Source organism: Stenotrophomonas maltophilia (assembly GCF_047782825.1).
Lineage (GTDB): Bacteria > Pseudomonadota > Gammaproteobacteria > Xanthomonadales > Xanthomonadaceae > Stenotrophomonas.
Genome location: NZ_CP180589.1, coordinates 3376477 through 3392949, shown reverse-complemented (window position 1 = coordinate 3392949; position 16473 = coordinate 3376477). Strand labels below are relative to the sequence as shown.

Annotated in this window: 16 protein-coding genes; 4 read left to right on the top strand and 12 right to left on the bottom strand. The window is 66.1% G+C overall.

Annotated elements, in window-relative coordinates:
- Positions 1 to 77: 77 nt before the first annotated feature.
- From ACM2ZB_RS15665 to ACM2ZB_RS15640, 6 genes are all read right to left on the bottom strand, one after another.
- On the bottom strand, positions 78 to 1043 hold the full coding sequence (locus ACM2ZB_RS15665; protein WP_416056125.1) for an NAD-dependent epimerase/dehydratase family protein: 966 nt from the start codon (positions 1041 to 1043) through the stop codon (positions 78 to 80).
- Between the two features lie 45 nt (positions 1044 to 1088).
- Complete coding sequence (locus ACM2ZB_RS15660) at positions 1089 to 1820, bottom strand: suppressor of fused domain protein (protein ID WP_416056124.1); 732 nt, start codon at positions 1818 to 1820, stop codon at positions 1089 to 1091.
- Positions 1821 to 1945: 125 nt separating this feature from the next.
- Positions 1946 to 2866: a ParB/RepB/Spo0J family partition protein gene (locus ACM2ZB_RS15655; RefSeq protein WP_079224318.1), complete on the bottom strand. Its 921-nt coding sequence runs from the start codon at positions 2864 to 2866 to the stop codon at positions 1946 to 1948.
- A complete protein-coding gene (locus ACM2ZB_RS15650; protein ID WP_313436487.1) occupies positions 2866 to 3663 on the bottom strand; it encodes a ParA family protein in 798 nt (265 codons plus the stop codon). The genes ACM2ZB_RS15655 and ACM2ZB_RS15650 overlap by 1 nt, the downstream gene beginning before the upstream one ends.
- A 112-nt stretch (positions 3664 to 3775) precedes the next feature.
- Positions 3776 to 4354, bottom strand: coding sequence for a 16S rRNA (guanine(527)-N(7))-methyltransferase RsmG (gene rsmG / locus ACM2ZB_RS15645; protein ID WP_416058565.1), 579 nt, complete (start codon positions 4352 to 4354; stop codon positions 3776 to 3778).
- A 99-nt stretch (positions 4355 to 4453) separates the two neighbouring features.
- Positions 4454 to 5053 (bottom strand): 4'-phosphopantetheinyl transferase family protein, encoded by a 600-nt coding sequence (locus tag ACM2ZB_RS15640; protein ID WP_416056123.1) that lies wholly within the window; start codon positions 5051 to 5053, stop codon positions 4454 to 4456.
- An 84-nt stretch (positions 5054 to 5137) separates the two neighbouring features.
- On the opposite strand from ACM2ZB_RS15640, the gene ACM2ZB_RS15635 reads away from it, so the two are divergent.
- Positions 5138 to 5389 (top strand): GlsB/YeaQ/YmgE family stress response membrane protein, encoded by a 252-nt coding sequence (locus ACM2ZB_RS15635; RefSeq protein ID WP_416056122.1) that lies wholly within the window; start codon positions 5138 to 5140, stop codon positions 5387 to 5389.
- 79 nt (positions 5390 to 5468) lie between these two features.
- Here ACM2ZB_RS15635 and xth read toward each other — a convergent pair whose 3' ends face one another.
- From xth to ACM2ZB_RS15615, 4 genes are all read right to left on the bottom strand, one after another.
- The gene (xth, locus tag ACM2ZB_RS15630; protein ID WP_416056121.1) at positions 5469 to 6236 is read right to left on the bottom strand and encodes an exodeoxyribonuclease III; all 768 of its coding nucleotides are present in this window, start codon (positions 6234 to 6236) and stop codon (positions 5469 to 5471) included.
- A 125-nt stretch (positions 6237 to 6361) separates the two neighbouring features.
- Positions 6362 to 7771 carry a coniferyl aldehyde dehydrogenase gene (locus ACM2ZB_RS15625; protein ID WP_416056120.1) on the bottom strand — a complete coding sequence of 470 codons (1410 nt, stop codon included), beginning with the start codon at positions 7769 to 7771 and terminating at the stop codon, positions 6362 to 6364.
- A 127-nt stretch (positions 7772 to 7898) separates the two neighbouring features.
- On the bottom strand, positions 7899 to 8438 hold the full coding sequence (locus ACM2ZB_RS15620) for a DUF3304 domain-containing protein (RefSeq protein ID WP_416056119.1): 540 nt from the start codon (positions 8436 to 8438) through the stop codon (positions 7899 to 7901).
- A gap of 54 nt (positions 8439 to 8492) precedes the next feature.
- Positions 8493 to 9110: a hypothetical protein gene (locus ACM2ZB_RS15615; RefSeq protein ID WP_416056118.1), complete on the bottom strand. Its 618-nt coding sequence runs from the start codon at positions 9108 to 9110 to the stop codon at positions 8493 to 8495.
- Positions 9111 to 9354: 244 nt separating this feature from the next.
- Between ACM2ZB_RS15615 and ACM2ZB_RS15610 the strand changes: the two genes are divergently transcribed.
- Positions 9355 to 10059, top strand: coding sequence for a hypothetical protein (locus ACM2ZB_RS15610; RefSeq protein WP_416056117.1), 705 nt, complete (start codon positions 9355 to 9357; stop codon positions 10057 to 10059).
- Between the two features lie 87 nt (positions 10060 to 10146).
- On the opposite strand, the gene ACM2ZB_RS15605 is transcribed toward ACM2ZB_RS15610, so the two are convergent.
- Both ACM2ZB_RS15605 and ACM2ZB_RS15600 read right to left on the bottom strand, forming a co-directional pair.
- Positions 10147 to 11811: an MFS transporter gene (locus ACM2ZB_RS15605; protein ID WP_416056116.1), complete on the bottom strand. Its 1665-nt coding sequence runs from the start codon at positions 11809 to 11811 to the stop codon at positions 10147 to 10149.
- A 93-nt stretch (positions 11812 to 11904) separates the two neighbouring features.
- Positions 11905 to 13332 carry a DcaP family trimeric outer membrane transporter gene (locus ACM2ZB_RS15600; protein ID WP_416056115.1) on the bottom strand — a complete coding sequence of 476 codons (1428 nt, stop codon included), beginning with the start codon at positions 13330 to 13332 and terminating at the stop codon, positions 11905 to 11907.
- 244 nt (positions 13333 to 13576) lie between these two features.
- On the opposite strand from ACM2ZB_RS15600, the gene acs reads away from it, so the two are divergent.
- Together acs and ACM2ZB_RS15590 are read left to right on the top strand one after the other, a co-directional pair.
- A complete protein-coding gene (acs, locus tag ACM2ZB_RS15595) occupies positions 13577 to 15520 on the top strand; it encodes an acetate--CoA ligase (protein ID WP_416056114.1) in 1944 nt (647 codons plus the stop codon).
- 80 nt (positions 15521 to 15600) lie between these two features.
- Positions 15601 to 16266 (top strand): response regulator transcription factor, encoded by a 666-nt coding sequence (locus ACM2ZB_RS15590; protein ID WP_006477308.1) that lies wholly within the window; start codon positions 15601 to 15603, stop codon positions 16264 to 16266.
- Positions 16267 to 16473 lie beyond the last annotated feature (207 nt).

Sequence of the window (16473 nt, the reverse complement as noted above, 5' to 3'; positions counted from 1 at the left end):
AAGAGGGAAACAAAGACCGCGCATTGTCCGAAGCCGAGGTTATCCGAAGATGAATCCGGCTGTGTGAGGATCCGTCCTCAGGCGCGATCGCCAAAGTACTCGCGGCACCACTGCACCACCGGCGGCAGACCCTGTTCGATGGGGGTGACCGCGTCGAAGCCAAATGCGTCATGTGCGCGCCGGGCGTCCGCCATCGTGCGCACCATGTCGCCCGGCTGCATCGGCTTGTAGACCTTCTGCGCGGGGCGGCCGGCGGCCTGCTCGATCACGCCGATGAAGCGCTCCAGCTCGACCGGCGTGTGGTTGCCGAGGTTGAAAACCCGGTGCGGCACCGGACCATCGGCCGGGTGCGCGAGCGCGCCGAGGATACCGGCCACGATGTCGGAAACATGTGTGAAGTCGCGCTGCATGCGGCCTTCGTTGAACACGTCGATGGGGCGCCCGGCCAGCACCGCGCGCGAGAACAGCAGCGGCGCCATGTCCGGCCGGCCCCACGGGCCATACACGGTGAAGAAGCGCAGGCCGGTGGCATGCAGGCCGTACAGCTGCGCATAGGTGTAGGCCATCAGCTCGTTGGCCGCCTTGGTGGCCGCGTACAGCGAACGCGGCTGGTCCACGCGCTGGTCTTCGGAGAAGGGCGGGGTGGCCGAATCGCCATACACCGAACTGCTGGAGGCGTAGACCAGGTGCTGCACGCCCCGGTGGCGGCACAGCTCCAGCATGTTGACGAAGCCGACCAGGTTGCTGTCGACGTAGGCGTGCGGGTTTTCCAGCGAATAGCGCACGCCGGCCTGCGCGGCCAGGTGGATCACCGCCGTCGGCTGCACTTCGTCGAACAGTGCGGCCAGGCCCTGCTGGTCGGTCAGGTCCAGGGTGCGCAGGTCCAGCGCCGGGCACAGTGCGGCCACGCGGTCGCGCTTGATCTGCGGGTCGTAGTAGTCGTTGAAGTTGTCCAGGCCGACCACGGCCTGGCCGGCCTCCAGCAGCGCGCGGGCGGTGTAGGCACCGATGAAGCCGGCAGCGCCGGTGAGCAGGATGGTCATGGCAGGGGCCTGGAAGCGAAGTTCAGGCCCCTGATGTTACCGGTCTCAGAACAAACCGAAACGCTTCTTCGCCACGTTGCTGCGGCCCGGTTCGATCACATCCTGGATCTTCTTCGCATCGAAGCGGTCGAGCAGCGCCTCGGCGCCCTTCTTCAGCTTCAGGTCCATCTCTTCCGGGTACAGCGGGACCAGGGTCATGAAGCTGATGGTCTTGCCGTCGTCCAGTTCCAGCGTGGCGAATGCTTCCGGGGCGGTCACCGGCGGCAGCACGATGGCGCCATCGAAGCCCACGCCCGGCGCGTAGGGCTCACTGGGATGGCCGTTGGGAATGGTATGGCCGGAGCCCAGCCAGGTGTCGTACTCGTGCGGCAGCCGCGCCATGCTCTTCAGCAGGCGCACCGGCCAGTAATTGCGCTCGTCCTCGAAGGCGTCCTGGGTCATCGGCCAGTCGGCCGGCAGGGTCACCATCAGCTCCATGTAGCGCGGTACGTCCGCGTCCACCTCGGCTGGCACGGTCATCGGCAGGTCGCTCATGCCGGAGGTGACCAGGCGCAGGTACGGGCAGTGGTCACTGGCCGGGACCACGTGCACGTCGATGTGCACCAGGTCGGAGATGATCTCGTGGAAGACACCGGACACCGGGCCCAGATGGCGCTCGATGTGCGCGCCGATCGCCTCGATGTGTTCTTCGCCCTGCGGCGGGGTGAATTCCTTCTGGCGGCTGTGCACCAGGATCGGGCTGCCGCCCGGGCTGAAATCGTCGTGTTCGTTGCTCATGTCCTTCTCCCTGGATGAAGCCACGGGCCGGAGAGCAGTGCATCCCCCGGCGCGCGCGGCGGTGCGTTCCCTGTCATCTACGGGACGCGGCAGGAACAGGCCCCGCCCCGGTTGCTGCGCCGCGCTCAGCCCTGGCGGGTGCGCAGCTTTTCCAGCACGCCGTCCAGGGTGTCCAGATCGGTGTAATGGATGATCAGCTTGCCCTTGCCGCCGCGGCCATGATTGATCGCCACCTTGGTGCCCAGCGATTCGGACAGCTCGGTTTCCAGCGAGGCGATGTCGGCCTGCTGCACCTTCGGCGTGGCCACCGGGCGGTTGCTCGGCACCTTGCCGGCGGCGAAGGCCTGCGCACGGCGCTCGACCTCGCGCACCGACCAGCCTTCATCGGCCGCTTCCTGGGCCAGCTTGCCGGCCAGTTCCGGGGCCAGGGTCAGCAGCGCGCGGGCGTGGCCCATTTCCAGGCGGCGGGTTTCCAGCAGCAGGCGGATGGCCACCGGCAGCTCCAGCAGGCGCAGCAGGTTGGACACCGCCGCGCGCGAGCGGCCGACGGCCTCGGCGGCCTCGGCATGGGTCAGGGTGAATTCGCTGATCAGGCGCTGCAGCGCCTCGGCTTCTTCAAGCGGATTGAGGTCTTCGCGCTGGATGTTCTCGATCAGCGCCATCGCGATGACGGTGCGGTCTTCCAGCTCGCGCACCACCACCGGCACTTCGTCCAGCCCGGCCAGCTGCGAAGCGCGCCAGCGGCGTTCACCGGCGACGATTTCGTAGTTGCCCGCCGGCAGCTGGCGCACCAGGATCGGCTGGATCACGCCCTGCGACTTGATCGAATCGGCCAGCTCGGAGAGCTTGCCTTCGTCCATCTCGCGGCGCGGCTGGTACTTGCCCGGCTGCAGCTGGCCGACGGCCAGCTTGCGCAGCACTTCACCCGGCAGGGGTTCGATGACCGCAGTGGTGGCCTGCACCTGGCTGGCTGCGCCCTTGGGGCCCAGCAGGGCGTCCAGTCCGCGGCCGAGGCCTCGCTTCTTGGCGGCAGGCTTGCTGGTCATCAGGCGATCTCCACGGCCTTGGCGGCCTTGTTGCGGTCGTTGTTGCGGCGGATGATCTCGCCGGCCAGGCCCAGGTAGGCCACGCCACCGCGCGAGGCGCGGTCGTAGCCGACGATGCTCTGGCCGTGGCTGGGCGCCTCGGCCAAGCGCACGTTGCGCGGCACGATGGTACGGAACACGCGGTCACCGAAGTGCTCGGTCAGTTCAGCCGACACCGCGTTGGCCAGGTTGTTGCGCACGTCGAACATGGTGCGCAGCACGCCTTCGATTTCCAGCGCCGGGTTGAGGTTGGTGCGCAGCGCTTCGATGGTTTCCACCAGCGCGCTCAGGCCTTCCAGCGCGTAGTACTCGCACTGCATGGGCACCAGCACCGAATCGGCGGCGGCCAGCGCGTTGAGCGTCAGCAGCGACAGCGCCGGCGGGCAGTCGATCAGGATGTAGTCGTACTCTTCCCGGATCGGCGCCAGCGCGCGCTTCAGCCGCTGCTCGCGCTCTTCCTGCGCCATCAGCTGGATCTCGGCGGCGGTCAGGTCGATGTTGCCCGGCAGCAGGTCATAGCCTTCGGCCGTGGCCACGCGCACATCGGCGGCCTTGGCTTCGCCCAGCAGCAGATCGTAGGTGGAGGCGACCAGCTCGCGCTTGTCCACGCCACTGCCCATGGTCGCGTTGCCCTGCGAATCCAGGTCGACCAACAGCACGCGCTTGGGTGCGTTGGCCAGGGAAGCGGCCAGGTTGACGGCGGTCGTGGTCTTGCCGACGCCACCCTTCTGGTTGGCGATGGCGATGATGCGGGCCATGCGGGTGTGCCTCGTCGACGTGTGCTGGGACCGGTCATTATGCGTACAACCGGCCCCGTGCGGAAATCATGGATCGCCAACCCGTTGTTCCGCAAAGGGCTGGCGGCGGGGTTCAGGGGCCTGTAACGGTGACCAGATGGCGTTCGCCGGCCAGGCCGGGCACGCTCAGCGGGGCCACCTCGCGCACCTGCCAGCCTGCCGGCAGGGCCGCGATCTCGTCATGCGGGTAGACCCCCTTCATGGCCAGCAGCACGCCACCGGGGCGCAGCAGGTGGCCACCGACGCGGACGATGCCGGCCAGGGTATCCATCGCACGTGCGGTCAGCTGGTCGTAGCGGCCCGGCTCATCCAGCGCCTCGGCACGCGATTCGGCCACCCGCGCATTGGCCAGGCCCAGCTGGCGTACGGCTTCGCGCATGAAGCGCGCCTTCTTGCCGTTGCTTTCCACCAGGGTGACCTGCAGGCCCGGGCAGGCGATGGCCAGCGGGATGCCCGGCAGCCCGGGGCCGGTACCGAGATCGGCCAGGCTGCCATCGGCCACGAACGGCTGCATCGCCAGCGAATCGAGCAGGTGGCGGGTGACCATTTCCTGCGGGTCGCGGATGGCGGTGAGGTTGTAGGTGCCGTTCCAGCGGTGCAGCAGCGCCAGGTAGCGCAGCAGCGGCGGCGCCAATGCGGCCGCCAGGCCCATGCTGGCCAGGCCCTGTTCCAGCGTGGAGACCGCGCCGGCGGGAAGATCGTGTTCGCTCATGCGGCCATTATCGCCGGTTTTGCCTGCCGGTTCCCCGCTTCAGTGTGGATACCAGGCCAAAGCGGCACGGAACTGGCCGCTGGCCTGCCACTCGTGCAGGTGCCAGCGCTCGGCCTGGCCCAGTTCGGCGTCGCACCAGTGCAGGTGGAGGGCGCCGTCGCTGCCGGGGGCCAGCTGCAGGCGGTGCAGACCGAAGGAGATGCCCTGGCCATGCGCCTTCAGCAGGGCTTCCTTGGCGCACCACAGGCGGAAGAACCAGTGTTCGCGCTCGGCCACGTCCAGCCCCTCCAGCCAGGCCACTTCGGCGGGGTGGAAGAAGCGCTGGACGATTTCCAGGATGCGCGCGCGCGGGCGCAGCAGTTCCAGGTCCACGCCCAGCCGCACGCCCTCGCCCAGCGCCACCAGCAGCACCTCGCCGCTGTGGCTCCAGCCGGTGCCGTAGTGGGCCAGCGCGCCGGCCAGCTCGGGCCGGCCCTTGTCATCGCGCACCAGTGGCAGGGCCTCCGGTTCGCCGCCCAGGGCCTGGGCCAGCACCTGCCGGGCCTGCGGTTCGCCGCGCTGGCCGGGCACGTGCGGGCAGCGCCACACTGTCACCGGGCCGAAGCGCCAGGGGCCGTCCAGGGTGGCTGGCAGGCTCATCCGCACGCGCCCGTCACGGGATTGCACGACGGGTTCACGGCGCTGCGGGTCAACTGTGCGCGTTCCCTTCCAGAGGTCACGTTCATGGGCATCATCATCTGGCTGATCGTGGGTGGCATCGTGGGCTGGCTGGCCAGCATCATCATGCGACGCGACGCCCAGCAGGGCATCATCCTCAACATCGTGGTCGGCATCGTCGGCGCGTTGATTGCCGGCTGGTTGTTCGGCGGCGGCATCAACGAAGCGATTACGATCCGCACGTTCCTGTTCTCGCTGATCGGCGCGGTCATCCTGCTGGCCATCGTCAACCTGTTCACCCGCAAGAGCATACGGTGATCTGAGGGGTAGCGCCGGGCCATGCCCGGCGTCTGTCTGCCGCCGCTGCGCTCGCCGGGCATGGCCCGGCGCTACCGTTTCAACCCAGCTGCACCCACGCCGGCGCATGGTCGCTGGGGCGTTCCCAGGTCCGCGGCTCGCGGTCGATGCCCGAAGCCACGGCGCTGGCCTTCAGCGCGTCGGACACCAGGGTCAGGTCGATGCGCAGGCCCAGGTTGCGGCGGAAGCCTGCGGCACGGTAATCCCACCAGCTGAAGGTGCCCGCCTCGTCATTGTGCAGGCGGAAGCCATCGTGCAGGCCCAGCTGCAGCAGCTTTTCCAGCGCGCCGCGCTCGGCGGTGGAGGTCAGGATGTGGTTCTCGTTCCACACCTCCGGGTCGTGCACGTCGCGCGCGTCCGGCGCGATGTTGAAGTCGCCCATCACGATCAGCTTCGGGTGGCGCTGCAGCTCCTGCGCGATCCACGCATGCACCGCTTCCAGCCAGCGCAGCTTGTAGTCGTACTTGTCGGTGCCGACGTCCTGGCCGTTGACCACGTACAGGTTGATCACCCGCAGATCGCCGAAGGTACCGGCGATGACGCGCTTCTGCTCGTCCTCGAAGCCGGGAATGCCGATCTGCACGTCCTGCGCCGGCTCACGCGACAGCAGGGCCACGCCGTTGTAGGTCTTCTGGCCGGCGAACACGCTGCGGTAGCCCGCCGCGATCAGCGCCGAATCGGGGAACTTGTGGTCCTCCAGCTTGGTTTCCTGGATACCGACGACGTCCGGGCCGAAATCCTTGAGCCACTGCTCCAGGTGCGGCAGGCGGACATTGAGCGAATTGACGTTCCACGAGGCGATTTTCATGGGGGCATTCTACCCGGGTTGGCCTGGGTTGCCTTGTAGAGCCGAGCCCACGCTCGGCTGCGGTTGAACGACAAAAGGCAGCCGAGCGCGGGCTCGGCTCTACAGGTGAGCGTGCCCGCATGGCGTCACCGAACCAGCAGCTTCAACAACCCCGCGATCTTCGAATACGGTGGCCGCAGCCGGTCACTGGCCGCCCAGCGTGACTGCCACAGCACCGGCAGCAGCTTGCTCATCGCATCAAACCCCGCCTGCCCGTGATATGCACCCATGCCGCTGGCTCCTACCCCGCCGAACGGCAGACCATCGGCGGCGAAGTGCAGCAGCGTGTCATTCACCGTCACCCCGCCGGCCACCACCTGGCCGAGGATACGCTCCACCGTCGCCGTGTCATGGCTGAAGGGATACAGCGCCAGCGGGCGGTCGCGGGACAGCACGTCGGCCAGCGCCGCCTGCAGGTCCGGGTAGGCCCGCACCGGCAGGATCGGCCCGAAGATCTCCTCGCGCATCAGGTCCAGGTCGTCCGGCGGGTCCAGCACCACGGTCGGCACCAGCAGGCGCTCACGATCGGCACGCGCATCATCCACCTGCGCCAGCGGAATGACCGGCACGCCGCGCTCGCGCGCCTGCGCCAGATAGCCCTGCAGGCGCTGGTACTGACCCTCGTTGATGATGCGGGTGTAATCGCCGGCTTCGCTGAAATCGCCATAGCGCTCGCGCACCTGCTGCTGCAGCGCCTGCACGAACTCGCGCTGGCGCGCGGTGTCGATCAGCACGTAGTCCGGCGCGATGCAGGTCTGCCCCGCATTGAACCATTTGCCGGTGGCCAGCCGCGCGGCGGCGGTGTCCAGCGGGAAATCGCGGCAGACAATCGCCGGCGACTTGCCGCCCAGTTCAAGGGTGACCGGCACCAGATGCTCGGCGGCGGCGGCCATCACCTTGCGGCCTACGGCCGTCGAACCGGTGAACAGCAGATGGTCCAGCGGCAGCGACGACACCGCTGCGGCCACATCCGCCCCGCCCTGTACCACCGCCACCCGATCGGGCGGGAACACACTGGCCAGCAGGTCAGCCAGGAACGCGCTGGTGCGCGGCGTGTGTTCGGAAGGTTTCAGCAGCACGTGGTTACCGGCGGCAATCGCAGTGGCCAACGGCACGAGTGCCAGGGTGACCGGGTAGTTCCAGGGCGAGATCACCCCGACCACGCCCAGCGGCGTCGGCCGCAGCTGCGCGCGCGCCGGCCACAGTTTCCAGCCTGCACCGACCCGCTGCGGCTTCGACCAGCGCCGCAGGTGGCGGCGCTGGTGGTCGATGGCCGACAGCACGCTCATGCCATCGGCCAGCTTCGATTCGACGTGGGCGCGGTGGCCGAAGTCCTCGGCGATGGCCTGGGCCATTTCATCCAGCCGCGGCTTCAAGGCCTCGCGCAGGCGACGCAGGTCGGCGTCGCGCTGGTCAAGCGAAGGGCGCTGGGCCTGCCAGGTGCTGCGCAGGGTCTGCAGGATGGCGGGGAGGTCGGCTGGGGCGGTGGTGGTCATAGGCCGATTGTAGGGTCGAGCCGTGCTTGGCTCGCATGCCAACCTTCACGCGGTGGGACAGGGTCTCATTCGGTCACCTTCCCGCCGCCTCGCGTGCATTCACCCTTTGATGCAACCCCGTCCGTCACTACGCCTTCTGCTGATCGGTAGATTCTGCCGGGCACGACTGCGGCTCTGGCAACTCAAGCGGGATCTTGATCGGGTACTCGGGGCTGCCATAGGCATAACAGGAGGTGGTGACCTGAATCTCATCGCAGGGCAGGAAGTGCACGGTTATGCCGCAGACTTTCTGGTCGGTGTAATCCGGTACGGGGACGACTTTGCTGTGCCTGCGCTTCTGCGCGAGGATCTTCTTCTCCCAAGCCAAAAATTTTGGCCAATCTTCTGTCCCAGGAAAATCCATTGCGCTACCAGCACCCGTTTCCCAGTCAACCCGTACCGTCAGTCCCTGATACCAGCGCTCTGGTGCGCCGTAGCAGCACCCTCCACCGCCGCCTTGATATGGGCCAATGATGTCAACGGCTGAACGACCATCGACACTGAAACGATTGATCGCCCAGTGGGTGTGATTGACGCCATAAATCGCACTGGCTTCCACATCGTAGGCAGACAAGAGCAGAGGTAGGCCGGCAAGAGATGCCAGCACTACGCGCTTCAAAACAATCATCACTGAAACTCCATAATGTATCGCCCTCATTTCTTGTCCGCGGGCACCAAGGCCCTACTCAGGCGCAAACTCTCGCCTCCAGTCACGCAGCATCTGGACCTCCCGCGCTATCACTGCTGATTCTGCTTCGGGCAAATCGGAGAACAGTTCACCCGATACTGGAGTTCTTCTCAGGGGGGCGTTTGGATCACCTACGAAGAAGTGCGGCGTAAAGCAGTAGGGCTCATCGCCCGCCCCCGCTGGCTGCTTCACCAACGTCACAAACACGGCATTCGTCGGCATGCTCGGCTTGGCGGATGAACACCACGGATGCGACGAGACGATGTCCTGGATCCGCGCACCAGCCCGATGGAACTCCGTGGGACTGAAAACCTTGCCCAGAGAGACGCGGTGTACCCGATAGGTGTCGTCTTCCGGTTGCCACTCGACAAGCCAACCTGAGTTGTCATGCGATGTGCATCTGCAATCGCAGGTCACCAATGTTGCCTCTGGTACGGCGTTGTTCCAGGACAGCCAGACCTTGTCTGTCTCGCATAGTTGTTTGATCACGGGCGATCGTTCCTCGACTCGCAGGCTTCCCTGCGGTGCCGCGCCGTCGGCAGCCACATGCGTCTCTGCATCGGCCGCTGACGCTGAGACAGTGATGATCGCCGCAAGAAGTACGCTGCGCATGTCCCGATCCGATTCGATGAATCGCCCATGCTATGGGGCGCACTGAGCTGCAAAGGTAATTCGGGCCGTTTGCGTCAAAGTTTGGCGGGTCTGGCTGGAAATCTCCCTGTTCCGTGTGGCTGGATACGTCACCTCGCACCGATACGATCAAGTACTGGGCTGATGTATAGATTCGTACTTGTTTCATTGCCGCACGACGTTAGCGCGCTGAAGGTAGTGTCCCACCCCGCAATAACATACGTAGATGCGACGCGCACATGCACTTCTGATCGGATGTCTTCTCACAGCCGGAGCTTCCGATGCCAGCGAGCAGTCCGTTGATGTCACGGCAGCCGGCCTGAACGCCGAGCGCGAACACATCCCGTTGGTGGGCGATACCCTGGCCGCCGTCGTCGGCGAGCTTGAGGGCGATGCCACATCCGGCGCCAGTATTTTCAGGGTGCTCGAGGCACTTTCAGAGAGACTCGAACGTACGACCTGCCATGTACAGATCCCCATCAATGGCAACTCACGTTCGTCCGGCGTGACCTGCAGCCGGCCCGATGTAGGCAGCCTTTTCCCCTATTACGCCGCCTTGCGGCAGGCGAGGACACCGGCGGAGCATGATCGGCACGGCCGTCGCTTCCTGGACGCCTATACGGCGTTGCTCAGGGATGCGCCGGATGTCGCCCTCACGCGACCAAGCGAGGACGAGGCGGCAGATGGGTTGCTACATATGCTCTTTCCGTTCGAAGCTTGGGACGAGAAGCTGAACATTCCACGCCCTGACGTGCACTTCCCGTTTGTTCCTGTGTGCAACCTCATTGTCGCTCACGCTGCGCGTTGCCCAGGCGCCGACCAGTTGCGCGGGCAGATCGGGAAGGCAGGCGATGAGAGTGAACAACGCCTGTTCTGCATCAAGGAGTTCTCGAGGCGAAAGTTTGAACTGAGCGATGGATGCTCGGAGTAGCAGGTTCTGCGATTGGGGTCAGAGCCCCACAAACAGAAAGGCCGCGGCTTTCACCGCGGCCTTTCTTCATTGCATTGAACCCACCGTTTACTTGGTGATATCCACGTCCTTGGTTTCACGCAGGAACAGACCACCGATCACCACCGACATCAGCGCGATGATGATGGGGTACCACAGGCCGTAGTACAGGTTGCCGGTACCGGCCACCAGCGCGAAGGAGATCGCCGGCAGGAAGCCACCGAACCAGCCGTTGCCGATGTGGTACGGCAGCGACATCGAGGTGTAGCGGATGCGGGTCGGGAACAGTTCGACCAGGTAGGCGGCGATCGGGCCGTAGACCATGGTCACGTACAGCACCAGCAGCCACAGCATGAAGATCGTGCCGGCGTAGTTGATGCGCGAACCATCGGCCTTGGCCGGGTAACCGGCGCTGGTCAGGGCGGCCTTCAGTTCGGCACCGAAGGCATCGGCCTTGGCCTTGCCGTCTTCCTTGGTCAGGCCGGCGGCCTCGTACGAGGTGACGCTGGCGCTGCCCACGTTCACCATGGCCAGCGAACCGGCGGCCGCCGGCTGCACGTCATACGGCACGCCCGCCTTGGTCAGCGCGGCGGTGGCCACGTCGCAGGAGCTGGTGAACTTGCGCAGGCCCACCGGATCGAACTGGAACGAGCAGGTGTTCGGATCGGCCACGACCAAGGCCGGCGAGCTGCTGCGGGCTTCTTCGATGGCCGGGTTGGCGAAGTGGGTCAGGCCCTTGAAGATCGGGATGTAGGTGACGGCGGCCAGCAGGCAGCCGGCCAGGATGATCTTCTTGCGGCCGATACGGTCGGACAGCCAGCCGAAGAAGATGAAGAACGGCACGCCCAGCGCCAGCGCGGCGGCGATCAGCAGGTAGGAGGTGGTGGCATCGACCTTCAGCATGCTGCTCAGGAAGAACAGCGCGTAGAACTGGCCGCCGTACCAGACCACGGCCTGGCCGGCCGCCGCACCCAGCAGGACCAGCAGCATCAGCTTCAGGTTGCCGCCCTTCAGGCTGTCACGGAACGGCGTCTTGGAACCCTTGCCCTCGGACTTCATCTGCTGGAACAGCGGCGATTCGCTCAGCTGCAGGCGGATCCACACCGACACGCCCAGCAACAGGATCGAGACCAGGAACGGAATACGCCAGCCCCAGGCTTCGAAGGCTTCGTTGCCCAGGAAGTAACGGCAGGCCAGGATGATCAGCAGCGACATGAACAGGCCGAGCGTGGCGGTGCACTGGATGAAGCTGGTGTACAGGCCGCGCTTGTCGTCCGGTGCATGTTCGGCCACGTAGGTGGCGGCACCGCCGTACTCACCGCCCATCGCCAGGCCCTGGGCCAGGCGCAGGATGATCAGGATCACCGGTGCGGCGAAGCCGATCGAGGCGTAGTTGGGCAGCACGCCGACCAGGAAGGTCGAGATGCCCATGATGAGGATGGTGACCAGGAAGGTGTACTTGCGGCCGATGCGGTCGCCGAGGCTGCCGAAGAAGGCCGCACCGAACGGACGCACGAAGAAGCCGGCAGCGAAGGCCAGCAGGGCGAAGATCATGCCCGTGGTTTCGTTGACGCCACTGAAGAACTGCTTGGCGATGATGGCCGCGAGCGAGCCATACAGGAAGAAGTCATACCACTCGAACACCGTGCCGAGGCTCGATGCGAAGATGACCTTTTTATGGCCTTGGGTCAGGCTGCCCGCGGCGTTGTGCGCGGTACCGGGTGTGCTGGACATGAGATGCTTCCCCTCCGAAGCAATCGTTGTTGGTAGGTGCCGACCGTGGTCGGCACTCAATGTGGTAGGTGCCGGCCGCTGGCCGGCACACTCTTAGAAGCTGTACTTCGTGGTGAACTGCAGACGGTTGATGTCACCCTTGCGGCCGTCCTCGATCTCACGCACGCCGTACATGTACTCGGCACCGATATCGACCTTGGGCATGGGCGTGTAGAAGATGTTGCCGCGGATGCTCTGCACGCTCTTGGTGACCAGCGGCCCCAGGCTGCCATCGTTGTCGTAGTCGCTGCGGGCGTAGATCAGGTTGGTGCGCAGCTTCGGCGTGAACGCATGCCGCCAGCCCACGTAGCCGGCAAGCACGCCGGTGGGGTTGAGCTCGTCGCGGGCGATGTCGTAGGCGGTATCCGCGGTGACGCCCAGGCCGATGTAGCGGGCGATGCCCTCGCCACCGGTCAGCTGGTAGTGCAGCGAATCGTTGCCGCCCATCACCCACTTGCCGCCCAGGGTCAGGCCGCCGGCCACCTTGTCGGCCTTGGCGCCGGTGGCCTGGTTGTCGACCTTCAGCTGGCGGACGATGCCGCCGACGCCGAAGGTGCCCCAGTCGCCCTTCCAGCCATAACGCATCGTCAGGTCGGGCAGGCTGCCACGGTCGGAGTTGGCGCTGGCGTTGGTCCAGGCGCCGGTGACCGGGTTGCGGGTACCGGTGAGGGTGGTGGTTTCCGGGTTTTCCAGGGCGACGCTGAAACCACCCTGGGTGTAGCGCACCTGGGCCTGGCGGACGAAGATCACGCCGTCGGTCGGGCCGACGAAGTCGACCGCTTCCGGCAGTGCCGCCGCATCCATGAAGTTGGACCAGGTCTGGCCAGCCAGCCAGTTGTTCCAGTACATGTAGGCGTGGCGCAGGGTCACGCCGTAGGTGTTGGTGGCGGTCTGGTTGCCCAGCGAATTACCGAAGAAGTCCATTTCGAACATCGCGCCGGACTTGTTGCCCGATTCGCTGACGTTGTCGATGCCGATGTTGAAGCGCGAGAACTTGGCGTGGGCGTTGTAGTCCACGTCCGAGCGCTTGCCCGTGCCGCCGGCACCGGCCACCGGGGTCTGGCCCGGCAGGTACAGCGCGCGGCCGGTGGCGTCGTCGGCCAGCTGGCCATCGCCGGTCTGGGTGGCCAGGAAGTCGGCCTTGATGAACCCGCCGATCTTGACCGTGGTGCCCGGCGCGGCGCCCGGGGTGATGGTGGTGACCTGGATCGGCTGCTTGCCGGCCGGCACCTGTGCCACCGGCTTCTGCTCGGCCTGCACGGTGCGGACTTCGGTGACCGCCTGCTGGGTCTGCACGATCTGGGTCTGCTGTTGTTGCTGCGAAGACAGCAGCGCCTGGACCTGGCGTTCCAGTTCGGCGACGCGTGCTTCCAGCGCTTTCTCTTTGGCGGTCTCTGCGAACGCCATGCCCGGTGCGACCAGGGCGACCAGCAGGCAGGCCGCCAAAGGTTTGCGCACGGCTTTCAACGTACGGTGGCTCATGTTGCCCTCTCTCCCAAGTGGCAAGGTGATGCCGCGCGTGGGGCACGGTCGAGCCGAGACTGCGGGGCGTTTATGTATAGCGGTATTCGCCATTGGTCGAACCCGGGCCTGCTGGGCGCCGACTTTCGACCATGGTCTAAGCGCCGTGGTGACGCGACCGGGGGTGGATGGGGCAAACTGGTGGCGGAGGGTCGTTGCGATGCTGCGACCGCACATACAAAGTCAACGTGCAAGTGAGGGTGCCATGGCTGATATCTACCCCGTCGATCCGCAGTTCGCCGCCAAGGCACGCATCGACAAGACGTCTTACCAGCAGCAGTACCAGGCCTCGGTGTCCGAGCCCGATGCGTTCTGGGGCAAGGCCGCCGAGCGCCTTGAGTGGATGCGCAGGCCGACGAAGATCAAGAACGTCAGCTACGACCTGGCCGACTTCCGCATCAAGTGGTTCGAGGATGGCGAGCTCAATGCCAGCGTGAACTGCCTGGACCGCCAGCTGGAGACCCGCGGCGACAAGACCGCCCTGCTGTTCGAGCCGGACAGCTCGGACGCGCCGGCCCAGCACGTGACCTACCGCGAGCTGTACGAGCGCACCTGCCGCCTGGGCAACGCGCTGCGCAACCTGGGCGTCAAGAAGGGCGACCGGGTCACCATCTACCTGCCGATGATCGTCGACGCCGCCGTGGCCATGCTGGCCTGCGCCCGCATCGGTGCGATCCACTCGGTGGTGTTCGGCGGCTTCGCCCCGAACTCGATCGCCGACCGCGTCAGCGACTGCCAGAGCAAACTGATCATCACCGCCGACGAAGGCCTGCGCGGTGGTCGAAAGATTCCGTTGAAGGCCAACGTCGATGCCGCGCTGAGGCTGCCGGGCACCAACACGGTTGAAACCGTGCTGGTGGTTCGCCACACCGGCGGCGCGGTCGACATGCAGGCCCCGCGCGACCGCTGGTTCCACGATGTGGTGGACAGCCAGCCGTCCACCTGCGAGCCCGAGCGCATGAACGCGGAAGACCCGCTGTTCATCCTCTACACCTCCGGTTCCACCGGCAAGCCGAAGGGCGTGCTGCACACCACCGGTGGCTACCTGCTGTACGCGGCCTACACCCATGAAGCAGTGTTCGACCTGCGCGAGGACGACATCTACTGGTGCACCGCCGACGTCGGCTGGGTCACCGGCCACAGCTACATCGTCTACGGCCCGCTGGCCAACGGCGCGACCTCGCTGATGTTCGAAGGCGTGCCGAACTACCCGGACACCTCGCGCTTCTGGAACGTGATCGACAAGCACAAGGTCTCGATCTTCTACACCGCCCCGACCGCCATCCGCGCCCTCATGCGCGAGGGCGAGGAGCCGGTGAAGAAGACCTCGCGCGCCTCGCTGCGCCTGCTCGGCAGCGTCGGCGAGCCGATCAACCCGGAAGCGTGGCGCTGGTACTACGAAGTGGTCGGCGACAGCCGCTGCCCGATCGTCGATACCTGGTGGCAGACCGAGACCGGCGGCATCCTGATCTCGCCGCTGGCCGGCGCGATGGACCTCAAGCCGGGTTCGGCCACCCTGCCCTTCTTCGGCGTGCAGCCGGCGCTGGTCAATGCCGATGGCGAAGTGCAGGACGGCCCGACCGAGGGCAACCTGATCATCCGTGATTCCTGGCCGGGCCAGATGCGCACGGTCTACGGCGACCACCAGCGCTTCATCGACACCTATTTCCGCACCTACCCGGGCAGCTACTTCACCGGCGACGGTTGCCGCCGCGATGAGGACGGCTACTACTGGATCACCGGCCGCGTGGACGATGTCATCAACGTGTCCGGCCACCGCATCGGCACCGCCGAAGTGGAAAGCGCGCTGGTGTCGCACCCGAAGGTGGCCGAGGCTGCGGTCGTCGGCTTCCCGCACGACGTCAAGGGCCAGGGCATCTACGCCTACGTGACCCTGGTGGCCGACGAGGCGCCCAGCGACGAGCTGCACAAGGAACTGGTCGCCTGGGTGCGCAAGGAAATCGGCCCCATCGCCACGCCGGACCACCTGCAGTGGGCACCGGGCCTGCCCAAGACCCGTTCGGGCAAGATCATGCGCCGCATCCTGCGCAAGATCGCCGAGAACGCGCCTGACCAGCTCGGTGACACCTCGACCCTGGCCGACCCGTCGGTGGTGGCGTCGCTGGTGGACGAGCGCAAGGTGCGCTGACGTACGACCGGGGGTCGGATCTCTTTCCGCAAGGAAAGGGCTCCGACCCCATCTGCTTTCCCCCACGGTTCCCCCCGACCATGACCACCCTCCTGATTGCCGATGACCACCCGTTGTTCCGCGAAGCCCTGCGAGGGGCCGTACAGCGGGTCATCCCCGGCGTGCAGCTGTTCGAGGCCGACAGCGTGGAAGCGCTGTACGCGCTGGCCGACCAGCACAACGACGCCGACCTGGTCCTGATGGATCTCAACATGCCCGGCGCGCAGGGATTCAACGCGCTGGTGCACATGCGCTCGCTGCATCCGCACCTGCCGGTAGTGGTGGTGTCCGCGCGCGAAGAAGCGACGGTGATGCGCCGCGCGCTCGACCACGGCGCATTGGGCTTCATTCCCAAGTCGGCCGACTCGGACACGATCGGCCACGCACTGGGCACCATCCTCGATGGCGAGACCTGGGCACCGCCGGAGGCGCACAACGTGCCGCCCACCGGCAGCGAGGAACGCGAAGTCGGCCAGCGCCTGCGCGAACTGACCCCGCAGCAGTTCCGCGTGCTGCAGATGCTCGGTGCCGGCCGCTTGAACAAGCAGATCGCCTACGACCTCAACGTCTCCGAGGCCACGATCAAGGCCCACGTCACCGCCATCCTGCGCAAGCTGGGCGTGACCAACCGCACCCAGGCCGTGCTGATGGCCGGCAAGCTGGCGATCGACGACGACGCCATCGTGCTGCCGCCGGAAGAAGACTGAAGGTAATGCCGGCCGCTGGCCGGTATCCGCCTGGAACCGCGTCGCCGCTGTGCTCGCCGGGCATGGCCCGGCGCTACCTGATGCTTCTGTGGCAGGTGCCACGCTTGCTTGGCACTGTCACCCGACACCACGCCAATGACGCAATTGGCTCTCGCGGGATGATGGATTCAATCTCAGACTGAGGAGTTTTCACTTCACGCATCGGAA